The sequence below is a fragment of the Prosthecobacter fluviatilis genome (genome assembly GCF_055388355.1).
Map to the genome: position 1 here is coordinate 6103887 of NZ_AP043782.1, position 22592 is coordinate 6126478.

Below are 22592 nucleotides of genomic sequence, written 5' to 3' on the forward strand. Positions count from 1 at the left end.
GGAGTGCTGGGCAGTTTCTGGCTGACTCTCCATTTCTTGGATTCAGCGGCTCTCCAAAAACTCCCGCACCTGCTGCGCCAGCACCTTGCTGATGCCCGGCACTTGAGCGATCTCCTCCACCGTCGCCTTTCGCAGCCGTGTCACCGAGCCAAAGGTCTTCAGCAGCGCCGCCTTGCGTGTTTTGCTGATGCCGGGGCAGTCATCCAGGATGCTCTCGGCCACACGGCGGCCCAGCAGCAGCTGGTGGTAGCCATTGGCCCAGCGGTGGGCTTCATCGCGGATGCGTTGCAGCAGCTTCAGCGCGCCGCGCTCGTGCGGGATGATCACGGGATGGCTTTCCCCGGGGCGGTAAACTTCCTCGTTTTCCTTGGCCAGACCGATGATGGGCAGCTCATGCAGGCCCAGCTTTTGCAGCTCTGCCACGGCCATGCCGAGCTGGCCTTTGCCACCGTCCACAATCACCAGGTCCGGCAGGCGGATGAAGGTGGCGCCTCGGTCAGCAGATTCTGAATCTGTGCCTCCGTCGGCCTCGGCCTGCGCTTCGTCTTGTTCCAGCCGGCGCATGGCCTCCAGCGGAGACTCCTGGGAGAAATCGGCATCCGGTCCGGCGGCCTTGCGACCCAGCAGCAGGATGCGTGAAAAGCGGCGGCGTATGACCTCCGCCATGCTGATAAAGTCATTCTGCCCGGAGACGGACTTGATGCGGTAGCGGCGGTAGTTGGAGTTGTCCGGAACGCCGTTTTTAAAGCGCACCATGCTGGCCACACAGTGGGCGGTGCCGATGTTGGCAATGTCAAAGCACTCCATGACGAGCGGCGGCTTGTCCAGATGCAGCAGCTCCTTGAGCTCCTGTACGTCCGCCATGGGGTCGATGGTGCGGACGACGCGTGCCCGCGCACCACGCTCAAAGGTGCGGGAGGGAATGAGCGTCTTGCGGAAATCCTCGATCATGTCCCGAAGCTGGGCTGCTTTTTCGAAGTCCAGCTTGGCGGCGGCGTGCTGCATTTCCTCTTCCAGCGCGGTCACGAGATCCTTGGATTTTCCTTCCAGGAATTCGCAGGCCTGCTCCACACGCTTTCTGTAGTCCTCCAGAGAAATGCGCAGGATGCACGGCGCGGAGCAGTTTTTGATGATGTCGTTGGAGCAGTGCTTGTAGTCAGCCTCTCCCGGCCGCAGCGGGTTGCACACACGGAGGCCGAATTTTTTGTTGAGCCAGTTCAGCGTGGTGCGCAGCGCCATGCCATGGGGGAAGGGGCCAAAGTAGCGCGCGCCGTCGTCCTTCTTCAGTCGCGTGGTGGCAAGACGTGGCATGGCATCGCCAAAGTGAACGCGCACGAGCATGTAGCGCTTGTCATCGCGGAAGGTCACGTTGTAGCGAGGGCGGAATTCCTTGATGAGCTTTCCTTCCAGCAGCAGGGCCTCAGTGTTGTTCCTCACCTCATGCAGATCAAAGTCCCAGATGCTGGCGATGAGGGCGCGCGTCTTGCGGTCCGCCATGCGCGAGCGCGCCGGGGTGAAGTAGTTGGCCAGGCGCTTGCGTAGGTCCCGCGCCTTGCCCACGTAGATCACATTGTCCAGGCGGTCGCGCATGATGTACACGCCGGGGACGTGGGGCACATCACGGAGCTTGGCGATGAGATTGGGCCTTGGAATGGGGGGGGGCATTTAGAAGCGGAAAATGATAAACGAATGCAGATGACGCTGGGATGGCAGACTGAAAAGTGGGCGAAGCGAATCAATTGGAAACTGGGAACTGAGAATTGTGAGGCAGGGATCGTTGCGCGTTTCCTGGGTTGGTAAGGCGCATGGAGTGGGGGACGTTTGGCAGGGCGCGCCCTGCTGCTCTGCATACGCTTTCCACCACCGCTACGCCGCACGTGCCTGAAGAACACGCCAGGGATGCACCTGCTCCGAAAATCCCTTCAGCTGCATCGGCGGCATCGGTGCCGCCTCGATCAGGGCCTTGCTATCCTCGTAAGTTTCCTCATCCATGATGATCTCACCCGCCTGCGCGATGCTGCACAACCTTGACGCCAGATTCACCCGGTGCCCCAGCACCGTATAGCTCAGCCGCTGGTCTGAGCCCATGCAGCCGGCCACCACGGAGCCGGTGGCCAGTCCGATCCCCACTTCCAGCGAGTGTTTGGACACGCCGTTGAGCTCCCGCCGCACCCTGAGCATGTTCAGGGCGCATTGCACGGCACGCACTGCGTCCTCTCCCGTGCTCTGCGGCGCGCCAAAGAGCACCATGATCAGATCTCCCACAAATTTGTCCACGATGCCGCCGTGCTGGTAGGCCACGTCTGTCAGCGCGGTCATGTGTTCGTTCAGCAGGTCGATCACATCCGCCGGCGGCATGTTTTCTGTCAGCGCCGTGAAGCCGCGGATGTCGCAGAACAGCATCGTCACATGCCGGATTTCACCACCCAGGGCACCCCTTTGGCTGATCAGCTGCTCCGCCACCGAGCGGTCTGCCACCGCATTGAGCACGCTGCGGTACTTTTCCTGCAGGGCCAGGCCTGCGGCCATCTCATTGAAGGAGGATGCCAGACGGCCCAGCTCATCGTCGCGGCGCACGGGCACCCGTACATCGAAGTTTCCATGCTCAATCTGGTGCGTGCCGCTGACGATTTCGCTGATGGGGCCTGAAAGTCCGCGTGAGATGTAGAGCACCGCCACCAGCGCGATCAGCAAAGAAACCACGCCCAGCGCCCCCACATCACGTCGCAGCTCAGCCAGCTCATGGTCCATCGCCACCAGCGGGTAGAGGTTTACCTGAGCCGCCAGCGGGAAAGGGGAGCCCGGGTTCAGCACCCGGTAGTAAATCTGGTGGCGCTCTCCGTGGATGGAGACGGTCATGCCTCGCTGCGTTTTGTGAGTGTGGTGGATCGAGTCTGCGATGTGCGCCGCCACAATGTCCCGCTCATCTTTCGGGATCGTCGTGCTCACCAGCCCCTCTTCCACCCACACGCCGCTCATAATTTCGCCAAGGTCGGAGTGCTTGGTCTGCTCATACAGCACCTTTTCCGCCAGCACCTGCAGCGGCAGGCCGAAGAGGATGGCCCCGAGAAACTGGCCGGACTTGGGATCGCGCACCGGGGTGATGTAAACTTCTCGCACCTGCTCGTTGCGGTTGTCTTCTCCGAATTCCACCCGCAGGTAGCCGATTTCCTGCTCTTTGAGCACGTCTGCCAGCTTGCGGTCTCCCAGCCACTGAAGCTTGCCGGATCTGCGGCGAAACTCCGCGCTGGTGGAGCTCTCTCGTGGCAGGGCGGCTGGCAGGGCCGGAGGCAGCATGTCGCGGCCTGGAGGCAGGTTGTCACGCCCGCCGGGAGTGTTCTTTTTGGGGGAGAGGAGGAAATTGCCCTCGGGGTCGATCAGGGCGATGTACGGCAGCTGGGAGAGCGGAAGTCGGCTCAGCGGGTGGTCTTTAGGCCTGTCTTTGGGCTCTTTCTCTTTTTCTCCGCTGCTCGGGCGTCCTGGGGGGCTTTGCGGTTGGAGGTTGCCCAGGCGCGGCAGGTTGGCGCCGGGGATTTCGCTCAGGATGCGGTCGCTGGTCAGGTGCTCCAGCTCAGCACGCAGGAGTCGGTTGGCTTCAGCAAGGTCCTTTTTGGAGATGGCGCTGATGAGCTCGGTCTCGCGGGCAAGCTTGTCCAGCACCTTGGAAAGTGCCTCCGTGCGCTTCCTTTTGCCGGATGAGTAGCTGCTGATCTGGGAGTCAAACTGCTCCTCAAAGAGCCTGCGGTAGGACTCCATGAACTTCCACTCCGCCAGCACCAGCGTGGCGATGGTGATGCCCGCCACGACGGGAAACATCGTGAGGATGAGCTTGGCACGGAAGCTGTGGATCCACTTCATGGAGGAGGGCGCGGTGGTGACAAGGGATGAACCCCGCACCCGCACCTGTAGTTGCTCAGGGCACGCGTTTCATCGTGTAGGTGCCGCGGTCCATGGAGCTCTGATAGCAGGCATTGAAGTCATTACCTTTGATCGTGCCCTCGTAGTGGTAGAGGCCGCCTGCCCAGTCAGGCATTTTGTGCTCGCCTTTGAAGGTGTAGGTGCCGTCCTTCTGCTTCTGCACGGTATGCGTGGCCTTGTAGCTGCCGCTGAGGATCTTCTTCCAGGTGGCGTGGTAGAAGAATTCGTGGCCGCCTTTCTTATCAACCGGGGCGGAGACCACGCAGCGCAGTGTGCCTTGGTGGCCGGTGGCATCGCTGTGCCAGGTGCCGCTCCATTTTCCCTCTGCCCCGGTGGTGGCGGGTGCTTTTTTCCACGCAGAGCGGAACGCAAATCCGCAGGAGGGCAGGGTGGTCAGGAAAATCAGGCCAAGGGCAAGGCGGAGGAGGATGGCGCTTTTCATGGGGTTGGAGGGTAGCGTAAGAACGTCCGATCCGGGTGGGCTATTTCGTCGCTCCTGGTACAACCTTCCTCTTGCCCGCGCACGTATCTGCGATACTTACCCCCTAACCTCAACCCACCCCAACACCATGGCCCACACCCTCCCCCCGCTGCCCTACCCGACGAACGCGCTGGAACCCCACATCGACCAGCAGACGATGGAGATCCATCATGGTCGCCATCACAATGCCTACGTGACCAATCTGAACAACGCCATCGCCGGCAAGGCCGACCTTGAGGCGCTGTCCATCGAGGACCTCTGCAAGAACATCTCCAAGCTGCCCGCAGACGTGCAGGGGCCCATCCGCAACAACGGCGGCGGTCACTTCAACCACACCCTCTTCTGGAACATCATGGGTCCAAACGCCGGCGGCGCTCCCTCCGGAGCCCTCGGAGACGCCATCACTGCCGCCTTCGGCAGCTTTGACGCCTTCAAGGAAGCCTTCGCCAAGGCAGGTGCCACCCGCTTCGGCTCAGGCTGGGCATGGCTGGTGGTCAAGGATGGCAAGCTCGCCATCACCTCCACCCCGAACCAGGACAACCCGCTTATGGACGGCAGCGGCACCCCCATCCTCGGCTGCGACGTTTGGGAGCACGCCTACTACCTGAAGTACCAGAACAAGCGCCCCGACTACATCGCCGCCTGGTGGAACACCGTGAACTGGACTGCTGTGGCCGCCAACTACGCCGCCGCTCTGGGCTGATTCCCGCTTACACTGACCCACACGTCATTTCACAAAGCGCGGAACGGCCTGCCCGTCCCGCGCTTTGTCGCTTTTTACAGCCCGCCACATTCGTCATCGCCCATGTCCATGGTTCTCCACCGTCTCCGCTCCGGCCTGATCTACTCCCAGGACTTCGCAGAGTATTTGGAGTCCAAGCGCGATGCCGAGGCCATCGGCCACCCCGGGGACGTGCTGCACCTGGACTACGTTCGTTGCTCACAGGGCGAGCTCAGTGGCCAGGAGTGGTGCCAGCTCACCTGGGTGAGCGGGGCTCAGGCTGCGACTGAACACCGCCACCAGATTGGCGGGGTGGAGGTTTACATCCACAAGCAGGCCATGCGCGGGCTGAAGAACCGCCTGCTGCACTTTGATGGAACGAACGTGGTGGTAAAGAGTTGAATCACAGACCCATGCCCACCCTGGCCGACATCGGAGAAGACAACCTCATCCGCAAACTCATGCGCGGTGTGAAGCTGGACGGCGATGTCATCGCCGGGGCTGGGGATGACTGCGCGGTCGTTCGCGGCTCCAAGGACGAGCACACCCTCCTCAAAACCGACGCCCTCGTGCAGGACGTCCACTTCACCCTCGAAACCCCGCCCAAGCTCATCGGGCGCAAGGCCATCGCTCGGGTGGTCAGCGATTTCGCGGCCATGGGCGGCACGCCACGCCATGCCATGATCACGCTGGTGGCTCCGCCCAGCATGGAGGTGGAGTTTCTTTCCGAGGTGTATCGCGGCATGCGCGCCATCGCCAAGGAGTACGGCATCAACATCGTCGGTGGTGAAACCTCGCGCGGCCTCGTCCTCATGCTTTCCATTTCCATGAGCGGCACCGTCCCCTCCAAACGCTGGCTCTCCCGCAGCGAAGGAAAGGCAGGCGATGTCATCCTCGTCACCGGCCGTCTCGGCGGCTCCATCTCCGGCAAGCATCTCAAATTTCAGCCCCGCCTTGAGGAAGGCCGCTGGCTCTCTGAAAACGCCCATCCGCACGCCATGATGGACATCAGCGACGGCCTGGCCAAGGACCTCCCCCGTCTCGCCCTCGCCAGCGGCACACATTATCAAGTGAACGTCGCCTCCTTGCCCTGCAATCCCGGCTGCACCTTCGACCAGGCCTGGGGCGATGGCGAAGACTACGAACTCCTCCTCGCGGTCAATCCCCGCAGCGTGAAGTCACTGATGCAGAAATGGCGTGTGGCCTTCCCCAAGCTTCCCCTCACCATCATCGGCAAACTCGTCCTCCCCGGCGAAGGCCGCCCGCCGGACTTTGAGAGCACGGGCTGGGATCACTTTGCGCTGAGTGCGGATGGATGATCCTATGAATAAAGAGGATCACACGGCACAGCTTTCTGTCAGTTTGATTCTTCAAGTAACCGTTGTGCTGATGGCGTTTTCAATCTTGGGTCACGATTATCCAGTCAATGAATACCTGCTTGCGGATCTGTTCCTCGGTTCAAGTCTGCTTCCAGTCATCGCAGCATTACGCCGCGGCGATTGGACCAAAAAATGGGTGGCATGCATGCTTGCCGTACTGCCTTTGGCATACATGAGGATGAAGGTCGCCGTAGAACTGCCCAAATGCCAGGAACTGCTGTCCAACTCATGATCGCCGCCACCCTCGCAACTGCCGAAGACGCCCACGCCTGGGGCACCCAGCTCGCTCAGTCTCTCTCTGCGGGAGATGTGGTCGCTCTCTGCGGCACGCTGGGCGCGGGCAAGACGCAGATTACCCGCGGCATCGTCGCCGGCATGAACTCCCAGGCCGCCGTCACCAGCCCCACATTCACGCTGGTGCACGAGTATCTGGATGGCCGCCTCCCAGTCTTCCATTTCGACTTTTATCGCATGGATTCCGCCGCCGAGGTCATTGGCATCGGCTGGGATGAGTTTCTCATGGAGCCTGGCGTCGTCATCGTCGAATGGGCCGACATGTTCCCCGAGCTGCTGCCGCCGCACACGCGTTGGTTCCATATTGAGCCGCAGACGGGTGGAGAGCGCGTCGTTACGGAGTCGTCCAAATCATGACGAAACTTCTTGGTCATTGGCAGATCATCATTCATTCGTCATTTCCTTCTCATGCTTCTCGCTCTCGATCTCTCCACCGCCCACGGCAGCATTGCCGTGGTGCGTGGCGCGGAGGTGCTGTTTAGGGCTTCGTTTCAGTCGGAGCGCTCATACAATGCGCAGGTCTTTGCCCCGTTGCGCGAGGCGCTGGTGGCTGCGGGAGATGAGCTGAAGGGCATCGTGATTGGCAACGGGCCCGGGTCTTACACCGGCGTGCGCATCGCCATCGCGGCAGCGCAGGGTATCGCCATCTCTCGCGGCGTGTGGTGTGTGGGCTGGTCCTCGCTCACCGCCCCAGACGGGGAGGCACCGCAGAGCTACCCCGTCATTGGCGATGCCCGCCGGCAGAGCTTTTACCTGGCTCAGGTGGAAAACGGCCGGCTGCTGCCAGAGCTGGAAATTGTTTCTGCGGATGAAGCCCGCGCCCGCACCGCCGATGCGCGCGCGTGGTTCACCTTTGATCCCAAGCCACCGCTGGGCCTCGTCACCCTGCGCAGCGCCAGGCCGGATGCGGCACGGCTGGCGCAGATCGTGCAAACTCTGTCTGCCGATGAACTGGCCGCCCTCATCGCCCAGCCGCTTATTCCGCATTATCTGGCCGAAGCTTTCATCACCATGCCCAAGCGGCCGCTGCTCACTCCCACCACATGACTCCTGAACTCATTTCCAACCACGTCTCCGAATGGGGCGAAGGCCCCATCTGGCACGGCGACCGCCTGCTCTACGTCGATATCGAAACGCACAAGATCATCGCGCTCACGCCCTCCAGCGGCGAGGAGAAGGTGTGGGATGTGGGCCAGCGTGTGGGCACCGTGGTGCCGCGCGCCAGCGGCGGGCTGGTTTGGGCCGGGGATGACGGCTTCTATTTCCTCAATGAGGAAACCGGCGTCAGCACGCCTATTGCCGATCCTGAGCCTGGTATGCCGGACAACCGCTTTAATGATGGCAAATGCGATCCTGCAGGCCGTTTCTGGGCCGGCACCATCTGCCTGGCCAAGCGTGCCGAAGGTTCCCTTTACTGCCTGCACACCGACCTGCGCGTGGAGAAAAAATTTGGCCCCGTGACCAACTCCAATGGCATCATCTGGAGCGGCGATGCCAGCACGATGTACTACATCGACACGCCTAGCAAAAAGGTGCGCGCCTTTGATTTCGACAAAGACACCAGCGCCATCTCCAACGAGCGCGTGGTATGGGACACCAGCGCCGATCCTTCCTCTCCCGACGGCATGACGATCGACAGCGAGGACCGTCTCTGGATCGCCTTCTGCCACGGTGCCAAAGTGGTCTGCTATGATCCGAAGTCGCAAAAGGTTGAAGCACAGATCGACTTCCCCTGCGTGGAGACCACCGCCTGCGCCTTTGGCGGTCCCGACCTCAAAGACCTCTACATCACCACCGGCAAGAAGCCTGGCCTGGAGGAGCCGCTTGCTGGACGACTCTTTGTCTGCCGCCCCGGCGTGCAGGGCGTGCCGAGCCACGCATTCGGCGGGTGAGATCCTCGTGAAGAGCGATGGGCCCTCATGCCCGTCGATTAGTGCTCACTCCACGCAAAGAAGGAACGGGCGGTCAGCATTGTGTGGTCACTGGAGCTTGGCATGTGCGCTGGTACCGACAGACAGGAGCGTCCGTTGTACTTCCAAGAAACCCACATGACAGCCGCCTATCTCGTGGCCTGTTACGCTGCATGATTCGCGTCCTTCTAGTCCTTTCAGCACTGTTGACCTCACTCCATGCCGAAACCTCTTCCCGCAAAGTGGACGTCTGCATCTATGGCGCGACGCCCAGCGGCATCGTGGCGGCAGTAGCCGCGCATCAGGAGGGATGCTCGGTGCTCATCGTGGAGCCCAGCCGCTGGCTGGGTGGCATTCTAGGTGCGGGGATCAAGCCCATGCAGGACTGCGCCGCACCGGCGGCAGTGGGAGGGCTGACGACGAGCCGTGTCTTCAAGCTCGGCAACAGCCCTGAGGTCATCCGCAAGGCCTTCGCCGCATGGCTGGAGGAGGAGAGGATTCCCGTGCTCTTTGAGCATCGCGTGCAGAAGGCGGAGAAGGCTGGGGCGTTCATCACCAAGCTGGTGCTGGAGCTTGCGCCGCCAGATGCCCATGGCGTGCCTGCGCCAAAGGCCACCCAATCAGATGCGGCCACCGTGGAGGCCAAGGTCTTCATCGACGCGAGCTACGAGGGCGATGTGCTGGCTGCGGCTGCCGTCCCCTATGCAGTGGGGCGTGAGTCAAAGGATGTCTTCAACGAAGAACTCGCAGGCGTGGGGCCGACCACCAACTGGACGCCCATCGATCCCTATGTGATCCCGGGCGATCCACAGAGCGGTCTGCTGCCGCTGGTGGACAAAGACCACGGCCTGCCCAAAGGCGCGGCGGATGACTACACACAGGCCTACAACTACCGCTTCTACGTCACACGAGACCCCGCCAAACGCATCCCGATTGAAAAATCCGCAGGCTATGATGCGAAGAACTTCGAGGTGGTGGGCCGCTACGTGGAGCACCTCGTCCGCACTACCGAGGGCGGCGAAGCCAAGCTGCTCAAGCGTCTGCGCGACATCTTCCCCGGCTGGCTCAACAGCGGAGAGTACAACTACAAGCGCGACTCCCTCGTGACCATCGCGCCGCTGGGCGTGAGCCGTTACTATCAGGATGGCAGCCGTGAGGCAAAGACACGCGTGTGGCAGCAGCATCTGGACTACCTGAGCGGTCTGCATGAGTTCCTCAGCACCGACCCGCGTGTGCCGGAGAAGTTTCGCCAAGAGACAGCAGAGCTGGGGCTCAACCGAGCCATGCATGAAGACACCGCCGGCTGGCCCAATCAGCTCTACGTCCGCATCTCCCGGCGTATGCAGGGCCCGTATGTGCTCACCCTGGCGGATGTGTGGAACAAGACCCAGGTGACCGACAGTGTTGGATTGGCGCTCTACGGAGTGGATATCTATCCCGTGCGCCGCTATGCCGTGGCCGATCCCACCACCGGAAAGATGGGCGTGGCAACCGAGGGAAACATGTTTGTCGGCGGTGCGGAGGGCACGGGGCATCCTTATCCCATTCCGTATCGTGCGCTCACGCCCAAGGCCGAAGCTTGCGGCAATCTGCTGGTTCCCGTGTGCTTCTCGGCCAGCTACATCGCCTACGCCTCAGCCCGCATGGAGCCGGTGTTTTGCGTCATGGGAGAATCCGCCGGTGTGGCCGCCTCGCAGGCCATCCATGAAGGCGTGACCGTGCAGCAGATCGATGTGGCCAAACTGCAGCAGACTCTGCTCAAGCGCGGTCAGATTTTGCAATGGACCGGTCCCAGCGTGCGCCCCAAACCCGGAGCCGTGGCTGCGGGCGAGTGGGAGTCCAAGGAGGCTTGGAGCGAAGCCAAGCCCGGCTGGGAATGGCTCTTTCCCTTCATCGACACCAGCAAGGATGGCAAGATTTCCAGGGACGAACACGAGGCCTTTCAGGAGTACAAGCAGAAGCACCCCGACTGGGTCAAGGAGCTGAAGAGCAAGCAGGGACGGTAGATCGAACTTCCAAGTTCGCTTTCACATCCGACTAAACTTGGAACTGCGGTTTACTGCGGCCCCTGCACAATCGCAGGCGCCTTGCGCCTGACGCCGATGTAAACCGGCGACATCTGCCGCTCCAGCCACTTGTGCTTGAAGGGCAGCTCCGTGTTGAAAGCGTGGAAGTGCCATGGCCCGTCATCGGTGCGGATGGAGTACTGCAGGGCGCGGCCGCCGTCGAGGAGGGTGGCATGCTGCACGTCCAGCTTGCGGGCGATCTCGGTGACCTCGCTGACATTCATGACGCCTCCATCCCCGGAGAGCACGAAGACGATGGTGCCGTCCTGCCTCATGCCGGCGAGTGAGCGATAGCTGATCCTGCTGCCGTCAAAAAACTCGTCGGGCTTGAGGTCCACGTAGGAAAAGGTGGTGTGGTTCTTCATCACGGAGGGATAGACCTGGCAGCCTTCCTGGATGAGACCGGGGACTTCATTGAGGAGCGACTTGGGCCCGCACCAGGGACGGCCGTCCTTGACGAAGAAGCAGCCGCTCCAGTCACCGAAAGGGGTATTGACCTGGCGTCCCTCATGATAGACCCAGCCCATGGGGCGGCCTTTGGGGTCGCGGAAGTTTGCGGTGATGCAGAACCACAGATTGCCGTCCGCCATGCGCTCATGCGCCGTGGTGAGGGCAAACTTGGGCTGGTAGGTGGTCATGAAGTCGAAGCGGTCTGCTGAGAGGGTGACGACGTGTACTTCCGCCCCGAAAACCCGCTGGGCGATGCTGGCCGCGGTGCTGCCTGCACGCCGGACTTTGAGCGTGGCCCAGCGCATGCCGGTCTCGCGATGGCGCTCGATGAGGGCCGCATCCAGGTCACCGGCGGTCAGGGCCTGGGCGGGTTTCCATTCACCGCGTTTGGTGAGGATCTGGAGGGGGGATTTGGAGTCGCGCACCGCGACGGCGACGAGATTGCTGTTCAGGTTGAAAAAGACCTCCCCAGCAAGCCAGACCAGCAGCGCGCCGGCAAGGACGAGCAGCAGAAGCAGTTTCAGGCATCCGCGTTTGTTAGGCATGGGGGTGCGGCAGCATGGAGAACAAGTCAGGCACGATCAAGAGCCGATCTCATGCCGGATGAATGAAGATTGATTCGCGGCGGGGCCTTTACATGCTGGACGAGCATGAAATTTACACTGTTCTCCGCATTGTGTCTCTTTTTCTCCCTCGGTCTGCAGGCGCAGACACCCGCTCCGGGGCTCACCCTCAAGGCCAGCACGGACCACCCGGACGCCTTGTACAAGGTGGGTGAGACCGCGACCTTCACCATTGAGGCTCTGCAGGATGGCAAGCCGCTGGCTGAGGGAAAGGTGGTGTGTGTGCTTTCCAAGGACGGTGTGCAGCCGCAGCCGCCCCAGACACTGGCTCTGAAGGACGGCAAGGCGACGCTCATCGGCAAGCTGGATGAGCCCGGCTTTCTGCTCATGCGGGTGACGAGTGACAAGGCCTCGGCCATGGCCGCTGCGGGTTATGATCCGCTGCTGCTCAAGCCCAGCATGCCCGTGCCGGGGGATTTTGATGCGTTCTGGGCTGCGCAAAAGGCGGCTCTGGCGCAGGTGCCCCTGAAACCCACGCTCACTTCGGTGACCGCTGGCGTGCCGAAGGGAGTTGAAGCATTTGACGTGCAGATCGAATGCGCGGGTGGCAAGCCGGTGAGTGGTTACTTCGGCAGACCGGTGGGTGCAAAGCCCAAGTCCCTCCCCGCCATTCTCCATGTGCACGGTGCCGGTGTGCGCAGCTCGAATCTCGGGGCCGTGTCCTGGGCGCTCAATGAGGGAGGCATGCTTTCCATGGACATCAATGCCCACGGTCTGCCCAACGGCAAACCCAAGGAGTTCTACGACGCACTGGCTGCCGGAGAACTGAAGGATTACCGCATCGAAGGCGTCAAGGACCGCGAGAAGATTTACTTCAAAGGCATGTTTCTGCGTCTGATCCGCGCCATCGACTTCCTCACTGCCCAGCCTGAGTGGGATGGCAAGACCCTCATCGTTTACGGAGCCAGCCAGGGTGGCTTTCAGGCCTTTGCCGCCGCAGGGCTGGACTCACGCGTGTCCTTCATCTGCGCCGGGGTGCCTGCTGGCTGCGACCATACCGGCAGCCAGGCGAACCGCATCAGCGGCTGGCCCAAGATCGTGCCCAACGACGCCAGCGGCAAACCTGACGCCGAGGCTCTGCAGGCGTCGCGTTACTTTGACAATGTGAACTTTGCCATCCGCGCCAAGTGCCAAGGGGCCGCAGTCACTGTGGGCTTTATCGACACCACCTGCCCGCCCACCAGCGTGTATGCGGCCTACAATGCCCTGACGATTCCGAAGGAAATGCACGCCGACATTCTTTCCGGGCATACCAGCACGCCTGCGGCCAGCAAGTTTATGCAGGCGGCGGCGCTGAAGCACGTGCGTGAGAGCAAGGGTAAGTAAAGCCGGCGTCGTCTGCCCCCGCTGGGGGGTGGCTGAGTGCAGTCCGGCTTTTCGAGAGCCGGTCTAGCACTGCCTCAGCAGCGGCCCTGAGCTGCCGCCGAGGTGCAGACCTTCCGGTGCCGCGCCCTGCCTGACCATCGCCAGTCCGACGGTCAGGTCGGATGCGGGGTGTTTTGCCACGCTGGTGACCTTGCCGACGGCTTTTTCAGTCCAGAGCTCGTCTCCGGCATTCACGGTAAGTTCCGTCTCAAAGGCGATCATCTCCCGCGGCATCTTGCCGGTGGTCTTGATGCGTGAAAGCACCTCCTGGCCGATGTAGCAGCCTTTGGCAAAATCCATGGCCCTAGCTTCGAGACCGGCCTCCGGTGGGAATGTTTCGGTGTTGAGCTCATGGGGCCAGCGGGGGACCTTTTGCAGGATGCGCCAGGTTTCGAGGTCGGCGTCGGTCAGCACAGAAAGACCATCGAATATCGGATCGGCGAGGAAGCCGGGGAGCCACAGGTCCAGGCCTGGTGAGCCGTAGCGGGTGGAGTGCAGGAGGTGGTGAGGACGATCTTCCGCGTAAGGAGCGCTCTCGATGCGGGCAAGAGTGCCCGCATCACCCCAGACGTGCCAGAGATGCCACTCCTCTGTCATATCGGTGAGTTCCACGTCATCTGCCACGATGTAGCGCTCCAGTCGCATGGCCAGCGGTTCGTGGAGTTCGGGTTCGGCATCGAGCAGAAGGGCGTCATGGTAGGCATGGACGAAGACATCGCCGGCGATGCGGCCCTTCACATCGGTCACGCAGGCGTAGAGGGTTTCGTCCGTTTTGGCCCGGCGCACGTCATTGGTGACCTGGCCGTTGAGGTAGCGAATGCGGTCAGTTCCGGTGAGACGGAACTTGGCGCGGGAGGAAAGATCCACGGCGGCTCCGTGGGCAATGATTTGCTGATACAGCTCGGCGTTCATGCTGCATGAATGTGCAGACGCGGCGCTGCCGCAAGCGGGCAAAGCCTTGGGATTGTATTGACTCGAAACGGGCGCAGGGCAGAGTCGGCGCACCTTGCATGCGCGTTCTCTTGCTCTTCCTTTCTGCTGTTGCCATCCTGGGGCTTGCTGCGGAGGCCGCTGCCCAGGCTCCGGTGGCTGCTCCTGCCGGCAGGAAGCTGCGAGTCGTCACCCGCAACCTGGAGCCTTTCTCCTTTGAAAAAGACGGCCGCCGTGTGGGCTATGCGGCGGAGCTTTGGGACCAGCTGGCACGTGAGGCGAGGCTGGACTACGAGGTCCATGTGGTGCAGACCGCGCAGGAGGTCATCGACGCGCTGAAGAACAAAACGGCGGATGTGGGAGTGGGCGCCATCAGCGTCACTTCAAAGCGTGAGGAGGTCATCGATTTTTCACAGCCCTTTTATGAGTCCGGCCTGCAGGTGCTGGTCTCCGGCGCCAGCGGCAGCTTTGCGGACAATCTCATGGCCCTGGTCAAAAATCTCTTCAACGTCGAGCTGATCGGGGCTTTCGCATTGCTCATGGTGACGATGTTCATCATCTCGCACCTCGTCTGGCGCTATGAGCACAAGGTGAACAGCGACATGTGGCCAAAGGATTACAAGGCGGGCATGTGGGAGTCCTTCTGGTGGACGATCAGCACGCTGCTTGTCGGCGGGGCGGACAACAAAGGGCCCGTCGGGGTCGGGGGCCGCATTGTGGCCATCATCTGGATGCTGCTGAGCATTGTGCTTGTCTCGCTGCTCACCGCCTCCTTCACCACCACCCTGACGATCAACACTCTCAAAGGGGACATCAATGGTCCGGGCGATCTTCCCGGCCGCAAGGTGGCCACGGTCAAAGGCAGCACGGCAGAGAGCTGGCTGGCGGCCAAGGGGGCCAGGGTGGAGACGTTTGCGACGATCACAGAAGGTGTGCTGGCCCTCAAGGCGGAGGACGTGGACGCGGTGGTCTATGATGCTCCGGTGCTGCAGTATGAAGCCCGCAAGCTGAATGACGAAAAGCTGCAGATGGTCGGCCCGGTCTTTGAGCGCCAGAATTACGCGTTTGCGCTGCAGCAGGACAGCACGCTGCGCGAGAGCCTGAACCAGGCCCTGCTGAAGCTCACCGAGCAAGGGGTGGGCAACGAACTGCGGAAGAAATACTTCGGCGAGGACCACTAAGAGAGCGGCGCTTTGCTCTGATCCTGACCATGCCTCCCTCCTCTTCCTCAACGCCCGGCATTCTGGCCACCATCATGGCGGTGTTTCGGCAGAACCGCGTCCCATGCCTGGTGCTCAACGCGTTCGCCGTGGCCCTGGTGGTCAGCTACTACCAGGTGCCTGCGCTGGCGGGCTTTTGGGAGTCGGTGGGCGCATTCAAAACCCGCTGGGACTTCGCCTTTTCCTGTGTCTCCACCATGTTTGCCGCGGCGCTCATGCCCACGGGCATCCAGCGGATCATGGGCACGCTGCCGAAGGACGGCGGTGGAAAGCGTCTGCTGCTGCTCATGCTGTTCTGGGGTTATCGCGGCATGGAGATCGATCTCTTTTACCATTTCCAGACCTGGCTGTTTGGAGATGCGCATGATGCCGCCACGCTGGTGAAGAAGGTGCTGGTGGACCAGTTCGTCATGAGCCCGATCTGGTTTGTGCCGACGTATGTCATCGCACTGCGCTGGGTGGAGCAGGGCGGCTCATGGAAACGCACGCGGCCTACGCTGGACCACGAATTCTGGACCCGCACCTGCCCGACGGTGCTCATCACCAACTGGCTGGTCTGGATCCCCGCGCTGGCCCTTGTTTACAGCCTGCCGGCGGCTCTGCAGTTTCCGTTGTTCTCGGTGGTCATGTGCTTCTTTATTCTGGTGGTGACGGTGATGACACAGAGGGACGGGAAGTGAATCCCAGGCGGGTTACGCATTCCTGCCGGGATGTGTTCTCAGCACCTCAAGCAGCCGGAGGAGATCGTCTTCGCTGATGTCCACGAAGGAGTCGAGGGAGCGGATGGCGGCGATGATTTCCTCGTGTGTGGGCAGGGACTCGTTTTCGGCAATGCTGGGCTGCGGCGCATGGGTGGGGCGGTTGAGGGAGCTGGGATAGCGCCGCCAGTGGAAGGCGTAGTTGATGACAACGGCCAGCAGCACCATTACGAGGGCATTGGTGAGCACGGGGAAGACGACGAAGCTGAAGCCGAGCTGGTGAATGGCGCTGCCACCCATGACGGCGGTGAATGCAGTGGCACCGCCGGGAGGATGGATGCACTTGAGCTGCTGCATGGCTCCGATGGCCAGGCCGACGGCGCAGGCGGCGGCGATGGCGGGGTGAGCTATGAACTGCGCACAGGCGACACCAATAAGCGCGGAGACTCCATGCCCGGCGATGACCGGCCACGGCTGGGAGAGCTGGCCGTGAGGCACACCAAAGAGCAGCACGGCGCTGGCCCCCATGGAGGTGATGAGCGCGGCGGCACCACCTGCGGGCAGGGCATGCGTGGAGATGGTAATCAAAGCCAGAATGGCCAGCCCGCCGCCGAGGGCGGAGACGGCTTTTTCAGTGACGCTGACTTCGATCAGCTCGATGCCGAGCCATTGGCGCAGTTTGGGGGTGGGCACTGGGGAGGGGTGCTTTTCTATTTTGAAGTTTGTTCAGCGAAGTCCTCACTGGAAAATTCGGCGAGGTAGCAAGGGGGGCTGGTGTAGCACCGGGGTTCGGCTTCGGCCTCAGGAGCGGCCGCCCGGCGGGTCCGCCTGACTGGTCGCGTCTTTCCCTTGGTGTGGTCCCTCACATTTTTAGCAGGAGCCGTTTTGGCGGACGCAGGCTGCTTCATCGTGAAGGAGAAGGCTGGGCAGGGTGGGTGGCTGCGGAGAGGAAGCTCTGGCTGTTCCACCAGAGGCCTGCCAGGAGCGCCCCTGCGGCGTAAGCAACGACATCGGCAGGGTCTCCCATGGCATGGGTGGCTCGGGGAAGGGCCCACTCAAACACCCATGACCAGAACACGAGATGCACTGCGATCTCCGCAGGCCTGGGCGGCGCGTCATCTCCGCGCAGGCCCAGGAGGCGGTGCAGCCAGAGCACGGGCGGCAGGGCGCAGGGGATGAGCCACAGGTCATTGAAGTGACACGTCATGAAACCAGGCGCGACGTACGGCTTGATGAGGCAGCGGTTGATGCCATAGGCCAGGCAGGCAGTGATGAATAACGCATCACGGAAGTAGCGGAAACGCGGCATGTCAGCAGAGGGCGTAGATGATCCCGGCGGCACTCGCGGCTATGAGGAGCTTGATCAGCAGGGTTTTGAGGAGGAGCAGCATGAGGGGTAGGGTGGAGGCGGCTGCGCTTCAGCCTTTGGGATGGATCTTTTCCTCGTGGTGGAACCGCAGGCGGGCGGAGAGGATGGCCGCCCGGCCCAGATAACCGAGCACCTGTGCAGGCGCGGCGGGATCGACGACGGGGAGCCGGCCGATGTTGTGCTCGAGCATCCTGGCCAGCGCGGTGTGCAGAGGTTCGGCGGGATAGGTGACGATGAGATGGCGCGAGCCTATGCCTGCCACCGTCAGGCTGTCTGCCTCTGGATGCTGCAAGGCGCGGATGACATCGCCACGGGTGATGATGCCGGTCAGCCTGTTGTGATCATCGAGCAGCAGGGTGGCCTGCCGCTTGTTCAGTACATCCTCTGCGGACGCGATGCGTGCGGCGTACTCCCGCAGGGGCAGATGCGCAGGCACGGTGGGGGGCGTGGTGTCCATGACGTCCTGCACGCGGGTGAATTCAAAGGGGTCGATGCTGTACTCGCAGGTGATGTGCTGGCCGCGTCGGGAAAGCTTTTCGGTGAGGATGGAGCGCTTCATCAGGAGGACGTTCACCCCGAAGGAGACCACGGAGCCCAGCATGAGGGCTGGTAGCAGGTGGTAGTCGGAGGTGAGCTCTGCGCCAAAGAGCATGGCGGTGAAGGGGCAGCGCATGGAGCCGCTCATCATCGCCGTCATGCCCACCAGCGCCCACATGCCGGCATCTCCAGCATGCAGCCAGGGGGCCAACGCGGCACCGATGGAGCTGCCCATGATGAGCAGCGGAGCCAGCACACCGCCGGAGGTACCGGAGCCGAGCGCCGCAGACCAGACGAGAGCCTTGGCCAGCAGGAGGCCGAGCACTGCGGAGCCCACGATCTCGCCACGGAGCAGGGAGTGGATGGCTTCATAGCCGACGCCCAGCACCCGGGGCTCAAACACCCCGCCGATGCCGACGACCAATGCGCCGATGGCCGGCCACCACATCCAGTGCAGGGGCAGTTTTTGAAACAAGTCTTCAAAGCCATAGACAAGCAGCGTCAGCAGGCCGGCGCCAAAGCCCACCAGCAGGCCTACGAGCGCGGCGCAGGCCATCTCTGTGCCGGAGGCGGTGGCGTGCGGGAGGGTGGGGAAGACCGGCCCGCTGCCCAGAATGAAGACGCGAAAGACGGCGGCGACGCTGACGGCCGTGACCACAGGGATGAAGCTGCGGGGTTTCCACTCAAAAAGCAGCAGCTCCACGGCCAGCAGCACGGCGGCCACCGGGGTGGAAAAGATGGCCGTCATGCCGGCTGCGGCACCTGCGACGAGCAGCGTTTTGCGCTCCGCCGGGCTGAGGGAAAAGCGCTGCGCAAAGAGGGAGCCCAGCGCGCCGCCGGTCATGATGATGGGGCCTTCGGCGCCAAACGGCCCGCCTGTGCCGATGGAGATGGCTGCGGAGAGCGGCTTGAGGAGGGCGACTTTCAACTGGATGAAACTGCGCCCCAGCAGGATGGCCTCCAGCGCCTCGGGGATGCCATGACCACGAATCTTCTCCGAGCCAAAGCGTGCCATCAGGCCGATGATGACGGCGCCGATCACCGGTACAATGATGACCCACACCCCGAGGTGGTGGCCCTGCGGGGTGGCCGGCAGGGCGGACCAGTGCTGGTAGAAGGCCAGATGGGTGATCACCGAGATCAGCCAGGTCAGGGCATACGCGGCCAGGGTGCTGATAAGGCCCACCACCAGCGCCGCCGCAGAAATGAGAAGCACGCGCGGGCAGGTGGTGAAATCAGCCAGTCTGCCTGGAGGGGCTTGGCTTGGGGGCACGATATCGGCTGTCAGGCTTGGTTGGACTGGCATTCAGTCAAATTGTATCGTATTACGATATATGTCAAACATCGATGGCCTCCCGGGCCCGGAAAATGCTTCACCAGCCATGATGCCCAACCGCAGAATCATCTCCAAACCCCAGTACGAAAGCCTGGCGTCGTTCCGCTTTGCCCTGCGGAAATTCCTGCGTTTCAGCGAAGATGCCGCAGGCGCGGCAGGCCTGACTCCGCAGCAGCACCAGGCGCTGCTGGCCATCAAGGGGTTTCCGGGGCGGGATTACGTGACCGTCGGGGAGCTGGCGGAGCGCCTGCAGATCAAGCACCACAGCGCCGTGGGGCTGGTGGACCGTCTGGTGCTGGAAAAGCTGGTGCAGCGAGACGCCTCCGCCGAGGACCGGCGCTGTGTGAACATACGCCTGACGGCGCGTGGAGAGGCCGTGCTGGAGGAACTGTCCGCCCTGCACCGCGAGCAGCTGCGCCGCATCGGGCCGGAGCTGAGCACTCTGCTGCAGAGCCTGGGGCAGTGAGGAGTGGACTGCGGCGTCTCTGCTCTCAGGCCGGGGTTTGCAAAGCCTGGTTCAGAGTTTTGAGCAGCGTTTCGGCTGTGTAGGGCTTGGGGAGGAAATATTTGACGCCTGCGTTGACGGCTTTTGACGCCATGCCGCCTGTGCTGATGCCGCTGGAGGCGATGATGCGGACATCCGGATTGATACGCAGCAGCACCGGGATGATGGCCGCGCCGTCCATCTCCGGCATCATCATGTCTGTGATCACCGCGCGGATTTCATTTTTCCGCATGACATAGATGCCTGCGGCCTCGGTGCCGTCTGCGGCGAGCAGGACGCGATAGCCGAAGATCTCCAGAGTCTGACGGGTGATCTGCCGCACGGAGGCCTCGTCATCAATGACCAGGACGAGTTCGTCATTGCCACGTGGCAGATCGTTTTCGGCCGTGACTGCCAGGGGGGCTCCCGCCGTCTGGGCTGGCAGAAAGACACTGAACTTGGTCCCGACTTCGAGGTCGCTTTGCACGTGGATGAAACCGCCATGCCCTTTGACGATGGCCTGTGTGGTGGAAAGCCCCAGCCCGGTACCTTTGCCGAGTTCTTTGGTGGTGTAAAAGGGCTCGAAGATGCGCTCGATGACCTCGGGTGGCATGCCGCTGCCATTGTCCTCCACGACAACGACGACATGCGGGCCGGGTTTGGCACCGGGATTCATGGCCGCGTACTGGTCATCCACCTGCAGGTTTCTGGCAGAGAGCAGGAGGCGTCCTCCTGTGGGCATCGCATCCCGTGCATTGACGCAGAGGTTTAGCAGCACCTGGTGCAGCTGGGTGGGGTCCCCGAGGACCGTCCAGAGCCCGGTGGGTACGTCACAGGAGACATGGATGCTTTTGAGGAAGGTCTCGTTGGCCATTTTTTCGATCTCGCGCAGCAGGTGCCCGATCTGCACCTCCACCTGCCGGCCCTCGACGCCACGTGCAAAGGATAGCACCTGTTTGACCATGTCCGCCCCGCGTTTGGCGCTGGTTTCGATGGTCTTGAGGATGTCGAGCCTGCGTGCGTCCTTTTCCTGGAGTCGCAGCAGCTCAATGGACATCAGGATGGGGGCCAGCACATTGTTGAGGTCATGCGCGATGCCGCCGGCCAGTGTGCCGATGCTTTCCATGCGTTGGGTGCGCAGGAACTGCTGCTCCAGCTTTTTGCGCTCGGTGATGTCTGTGTTGATGGCCAGAATGCTGCTGGGGCGGCCCAGATCATCGCGGACAAGAGTCCAGCGGCCTTCGATGGTGAGGGTTTTTCCATCCCTGTTGTACTGATGGATCTCCCCGACCCACTCGCCTTTCTCCAGAGTCTCGCTGGTGGCGGCCAGGAATGGGGCCGGGTTTTGGTAGAGCAGTTCTTTGATGGAGCGCCCCACGGCTTCCTTCGACGTCCAGCCATAGAGCCGTTCGGCGCTGCGGTTCCAGTAAAGAATCCGATGTTCCAGATCCCGCACCACGATGGCGTCCTGCGCCTTGTCCAGCAGAGTGGCCTGTTCGTGAATCTTGTTCTCAGCCTGCTTGCGCTCAGTGATGTCACGGGAGATGCCGATGATGCCGATGATGTTCCCCTGGCTGTCGCGGTACGGAGCCTTGGACACCAGATAGGTTCGCGTCACACCCGCGGCGGTGAGCACCTCCTCCACCATCTGGGTCTGGCCGGAGATCATCACTTCGCGGTCGTTTGCCATTACAAAGCGGGCGTCTTCAGGGCTGAAGATCGTGGTGTCGTCCTGCCCCAGCACAGCTTCCACCGGGCGGCCGACCAGTCGTGAGGCACCCTTGTTGAAAAGCAGGTAACGGCCCTGCAAATCTTTGACGAAGACAGCGTCGGGGATGCCGTCCGCCATGGCGTGGAGGAGGTTGCTGGTCTGGCGTATCTGCGCCTCCATGTGCTTGCTTTTGGCAATGTCCTGCTGGAGGGCGCGGTTGGCCTCTTCCAGCTGCAGGCTTTTCTCCTCGAGCTTGCGGATGAGGGTCTCGCTGTAAACCTTGAGCAGGGCCTTTTCATCGCCTGCGGGGCTACGTGGGGTCGGCGGGCTGGCAGCCGAGTCATGGCTCTGCACTTCCTTCAGGCGGGCGATGAAGTCCTCCGGCTCGGCTGGTTTGAGGATGAAGGCGTCTGCGCCCAGGCTGAGTGCCAGCCGCTCGTCCTCCGCCTCGGTGTAGGTGGCCGTGTAAACGATGAAGGGGATATTCCGGAGCTGCGCGTCCGCCTTCCAGTGGCGCAGCAGGGTGTAGCCGTCCATCACGGGCATGAGCAGGTCTGAGATGACGACGTCCGGCGGTGCCTGACGGGCTTTGACCAGGGCTTCGGCCCCGTGTCGCGCGGTGATGACCTCGCAGCCGTGGCCGGTGAGCAGAACCTGCAGGTAGTAGAGATTCTCCTCTTTGTCATCTACGATCAGGGCACGCGTCATGGAGAGCGATGAGGTGGGATGTTGGACGGGATGTGGCGTTCAATTTCCGCCACGAAGGTGTCGGGATTGATCGGTTTTTCAATGTAGCCGTTGCAGCCGGAGGCGAGGGCTTTCTCGCGGTCGCCGACCATGGCGTAGGAGGTGACGGCGATGATCGGAATGTCACGCAAGGACTCGATGCCGCGCAGGGCTTGGGCGACGGCGTAGCCGTCCATGGTGGGCAGCTGGATGTCGAGCAGGATCAGGTGAGGGCCCAGGGTGCGGGCCAGCTCGATGCCGCGCAGGCCGTCCGGGGCGGACACGACCCGGTGGCCGTGCTGCTCCAGCAGGAATGTGCTCAGGTAGCGGTTCTGCTCGTTGTCCTCGATCAATAGGATGGTGCGGCTCATGGC

Annotated in this window: 22 protein-coding genes; 12 read left to right on the plus strand and 10 right to left on the minus strand. The window is 62.2% G+C overall.

Annotated features, from left to right (window positions below):
- Positions 1-42: 42 nt before the first annotated feature.
- The 3 genes from ACZ5WW_RS23855 to ACZ5WW_RS23865 all read right to left on the minus strand — a co-directional run bounded on the left by ACZ5WW_RS23855 (position 43) and on the right by ACZ5WW_RS23865 (position 4360).
- Positions 43-1665 carry an excinuclease ABC subunit UvrC gene (locus ACZ5WW_RS23855; RefSeq protein ID WP_377163654.1) on the minus strand — a complete coding sequence of 541 codons (1623 nt, stop codon included), beginning with the start codon at positions 1663-1665 and terminating at the stop codon, positions 43-45.
- A gap of 201 nt (positions 1666-1866) precedes the next feature.
- The gene (locus ACZ5WW_RS23860) at positions 1867-3858 is read right to left on the minus strand and encodes an adenylate/guanylate cyclase domain-containing protein (protein WP_377163656.1); all 1992 of its coding nucleotides are present in this window, start codon (positions 3856-3858) and stop codon (positions 1867-1869) included.
- 55 nt (positions 3859-3913) lie between these two features.
- Complete coding sequence (locus ACZ5WW_RS23865; protein WP_377163658.1) at positions 3914-4360, minus strand: hypothetical protein; 447 nt, start codon at positions 4358-4360, stop codon at positions 3914-3916.
- A gap of 127 nt (positions 4361-4487) precedes the next feature.
- Between ACZ5WW_RS23865 and ACZ5WW_RS23870 the strand changes: the two genes are divergently transcribed.
- The 8 genes from ACZ5WW_RS23870 (at position 4488) to ACZ5WW_RS23905 (ending at position 10709) form a co-directional block, all read left to right on the plus strand.
- Complete coding sequence (locus ACZ5WW_RS23870) at positions 4488-5102, plus strand: superoxide dismutase (RefSeq protein ID WP_377163660.1); 615 nt, start codon at positions 4488-4490, stop codon at positions 5100-5102.
- Positions 5103-5204: 102 nt separating this feature from the next.
- A complete protein-coding gene (locus ACZ5WW_RS23875) occupies positions 5205-5522 on the plus strand; it encodes a hypothetical protein (RefSeq protein WP_377163662.1) in 318 nt (105 codons plus the stop codon).
- Positions 5523-5533: 11 nt separating this feature from the next.
- Complete coding sequence (locus ACZ5WW_RS23880) at positions 5534-6439, plus strand: thiamine-phosphate kinase (protein ID WP_377163664.1); 906 nt, start codon at positions 5534-5536, stop codon at positions 6437-6439.
- Between the two features lie 4 nt (positions 6440-6443).
- Entirely contained in the window at positions 6444-6731 is a 288-nt protein-coding gene (locus ACZ5WW_RS23885) for a hypothetical protein (RefSeq protein ID WP_377163666.1), read from the plus strand.
- Positions 6728-7150 (plus strand): tRNA (adenosine(37)-N6)-threonylcarbamoyltransferase complex ATPase subunit type 1 TsaE, encoded by a 423-nt coding sequence (gene tsaE / locus ACZ5WW_RS23890; protein ID WP_377163668.1) that lies wholly within the window; start codon positions 6728-6730, stop codon positions 7148-7150. Before ACZ5WW_RS23885 ends, tsaE begins: the two co-directional genes overlap by 4 nt.
- A 51-nt stretch (positions 7151-7201) precedes the next feature.
- Positions 7202-7840: a tRNA (adenosine(37)-N6)-threonylcarbamoyltransferase complex dimerization subunit type 1 TsaB gene (gene tsaB / locus ACZ5WW_RS23895; RefSeq protein ID WP_377163670.1), complete on the plus strand. Its 639-nt coding sequence runs from the start codon at positions 7202-7204 to the stop codon at positions 7838-7840.
- Entirely contained in the window at positions 7837-8685 is an 849-nt protein-coding gene (locus ACZ5WW_RS23900) for an SMP-30/gluconolactonase/LRE family protein (RefSeq protein WP_377163672.1), read from the plus strand. The genes tsaB and ACZ5WW_RS23900 overlap by 4 nt, the downstream gene beginning before the upstream one ends.
- A 224-nt stretch (positions 8686-8909) precedes the next feature.
- A complete protein-coding gene (locus ACZ5WW_RS23905; protein ID WP_377163674.1) occupies positions 8910-10709 on the plus strand; it encodes an FAD-dependent oxidoreductase in 1800 nt (599 codons plus the stop codon).
- A gap of 50 nt (positions 10710-10759) precedes the next feature.
- On the opposite strand, the gene ACZ5WW_RS23910 is transcribed toward ACZ5WW_RS23905, so the two are convergent.
- Entirely contained in the window at positions 10760-11764 is a 1005-nt protein-coding gene (locus tag ACZ5WW_RS23910) for a phosphodiester glycosidase family protein (RefSeq protein ID WP_377163676.1), read from the minus strand.
- Between the two features lie 105 nt (positions 11765-11869).
- Here ACZ5WW_RS23910 and ACZ5WW_RS23915 point away from each other — a divergent pair, with 105 nt between their 5' ends.
- Positions 11870-13168 (plus strand): acetylxylan esterase, encoded by a 1299-nt coding sequence (locus ACZ5WW_RS23915; protein WP_377163678.1) that lies wholly within the window; start codon positions 11870-11872, stop codon positions 13166-13168.
- A gap of 63 nt (positions 13169-13231) precedes the next feature.
- Here the strand turns inward: ACZ5WW_RS23915 and ygfZ are convergent, their stop codons facing one another.
- Complete coding sequence (gene ygfZ / locus ACZ5WW_RS23920) at positions 13232-14119, minus strand: CAF17-like 4Fe-4S cluster assembly/insertion protein YgfZ (RefSeq protein ID WP_377163680.1); 888 nt, start codon at positions 14117-14119, stop codon at positions 13232-13234.
- Between the two features lie 98 nt (positions 14120-14217).
- Between ygfZ and ACZ5WW_RS23925 the strand changes: the two genes are divergently transcribed.
- Entirely contained in the window at positions 14218-15318 is a 1101-nt protein-coding gene (locus tag ACZ5WW_RS23925) for a transporter substrate-binding domain-containing protein (RefSeq protein ID WP_377163682.1), read from the plus strand.
- Positions 15319-15347: 29 nt separating this feature from the next.
- Positions 15348-16037: a hypothetical protein gene (locus ACZ5WW_RS23930; RefSeq protein WP_377163684.1), complete on the plus strand. Its 690-nt coding sequence runs from the start codon at positions 15348-15350 to the stop codon at positions 16035-16037.
- 12 nt (positions 16038-16049) lie between these two features.
- Here the strand turns inward: ACZ5WW_RS23930 and ACZ5WW_RS23935 are convergent, their stop codons facing one another.
- The 3 genes from ACZ5WW_RS23935 to ACZ5WW_RS23945 form a co-directional block, all read right to left on the minus strand.
- Positions 16050-16748 (minus strand): HPP family protein, encoded by a 699-nt coding sequence (locus ACZ5WW_RS23935; protein WP_377163686.1) that lies wholly within the window; start codon positions 16746-16748, stop codon positions 16050-16052.
- A 211-nt stretch (positions 16749-16959) separates the two neighbouring features.
- The gene (locus tag ACZ5WW_RS23940; RefSeq protein ID WP_377163688.1) at positions 16960-17364 is read right to left on the minus strand and encodes a hypothetical protein; all 405 of its coding nucleotides are present in this window, start codon (positions 17362-17364) and stop codon (positions 16960-16962) included.
- A 109-nt stretch (positions 17365-17473) separates the two neighbouring features.
- Positions 17474-19177 carry a chloride channel protein gene (locus ACZ5WW_RS23945; protein ID WP_377163690.1) on the minus strand — a complete coding sequence of 568 codons (1704 nt, stop codon included), beginning with the start codon at positions 19175-19177 and terminating at the stop codon, positions 17474-17476.
- Between the two features lie 166 nt (positions 19178-19343).
- Between ACZ5WW_RS23945 and ACZ5WW_RS23950 the strand changes: the two genes are divergently transcribed.
- A complete protein-coding gene (locus ACZ5WW_RS23950; protein ID WP_377163692.1) occupies positions 19344-19763 on the plus strand; it encodes a MarR family winged helix-turn-helix transcriptional regulator in 420 nt (139 codons plus the stop codon).
- Between the two features lie 25 nt (positions 19764-19788).
- Here the strand turns inward: ACZ5WW_RS23950 and ACZ5WW_RS23955 are convergent, their stop codons facing one another.
- The gene (locus tag ACZ5WW_RS23955; protein ID WP_377163694.1) at positions 19789-22200 is read right to left on the minus strand and encodes a response regulator; all 2412 of its coding nucleotides are present in this window, start codon (positions 22198-22200) and stop codon (positions 19789-19791) included.
- Positions 22197-22589: a response regulator gene (locus tag ACZ5WW_RS23960; RefSeq protein WP_377163696.1), complete on the minus strand. Its 393-nt coding sequence runs from the start codon at positions 22587-22589 to the stop codon at positions 22197-22199. Before ACZ5WW_RS23960 ends, ACZ5WW_RS23955 begins: the two co-directional genes overlap by 4 nt.
- Between the last annotated feature and the right edge of the window lie 3 nt (positions 22590-22592).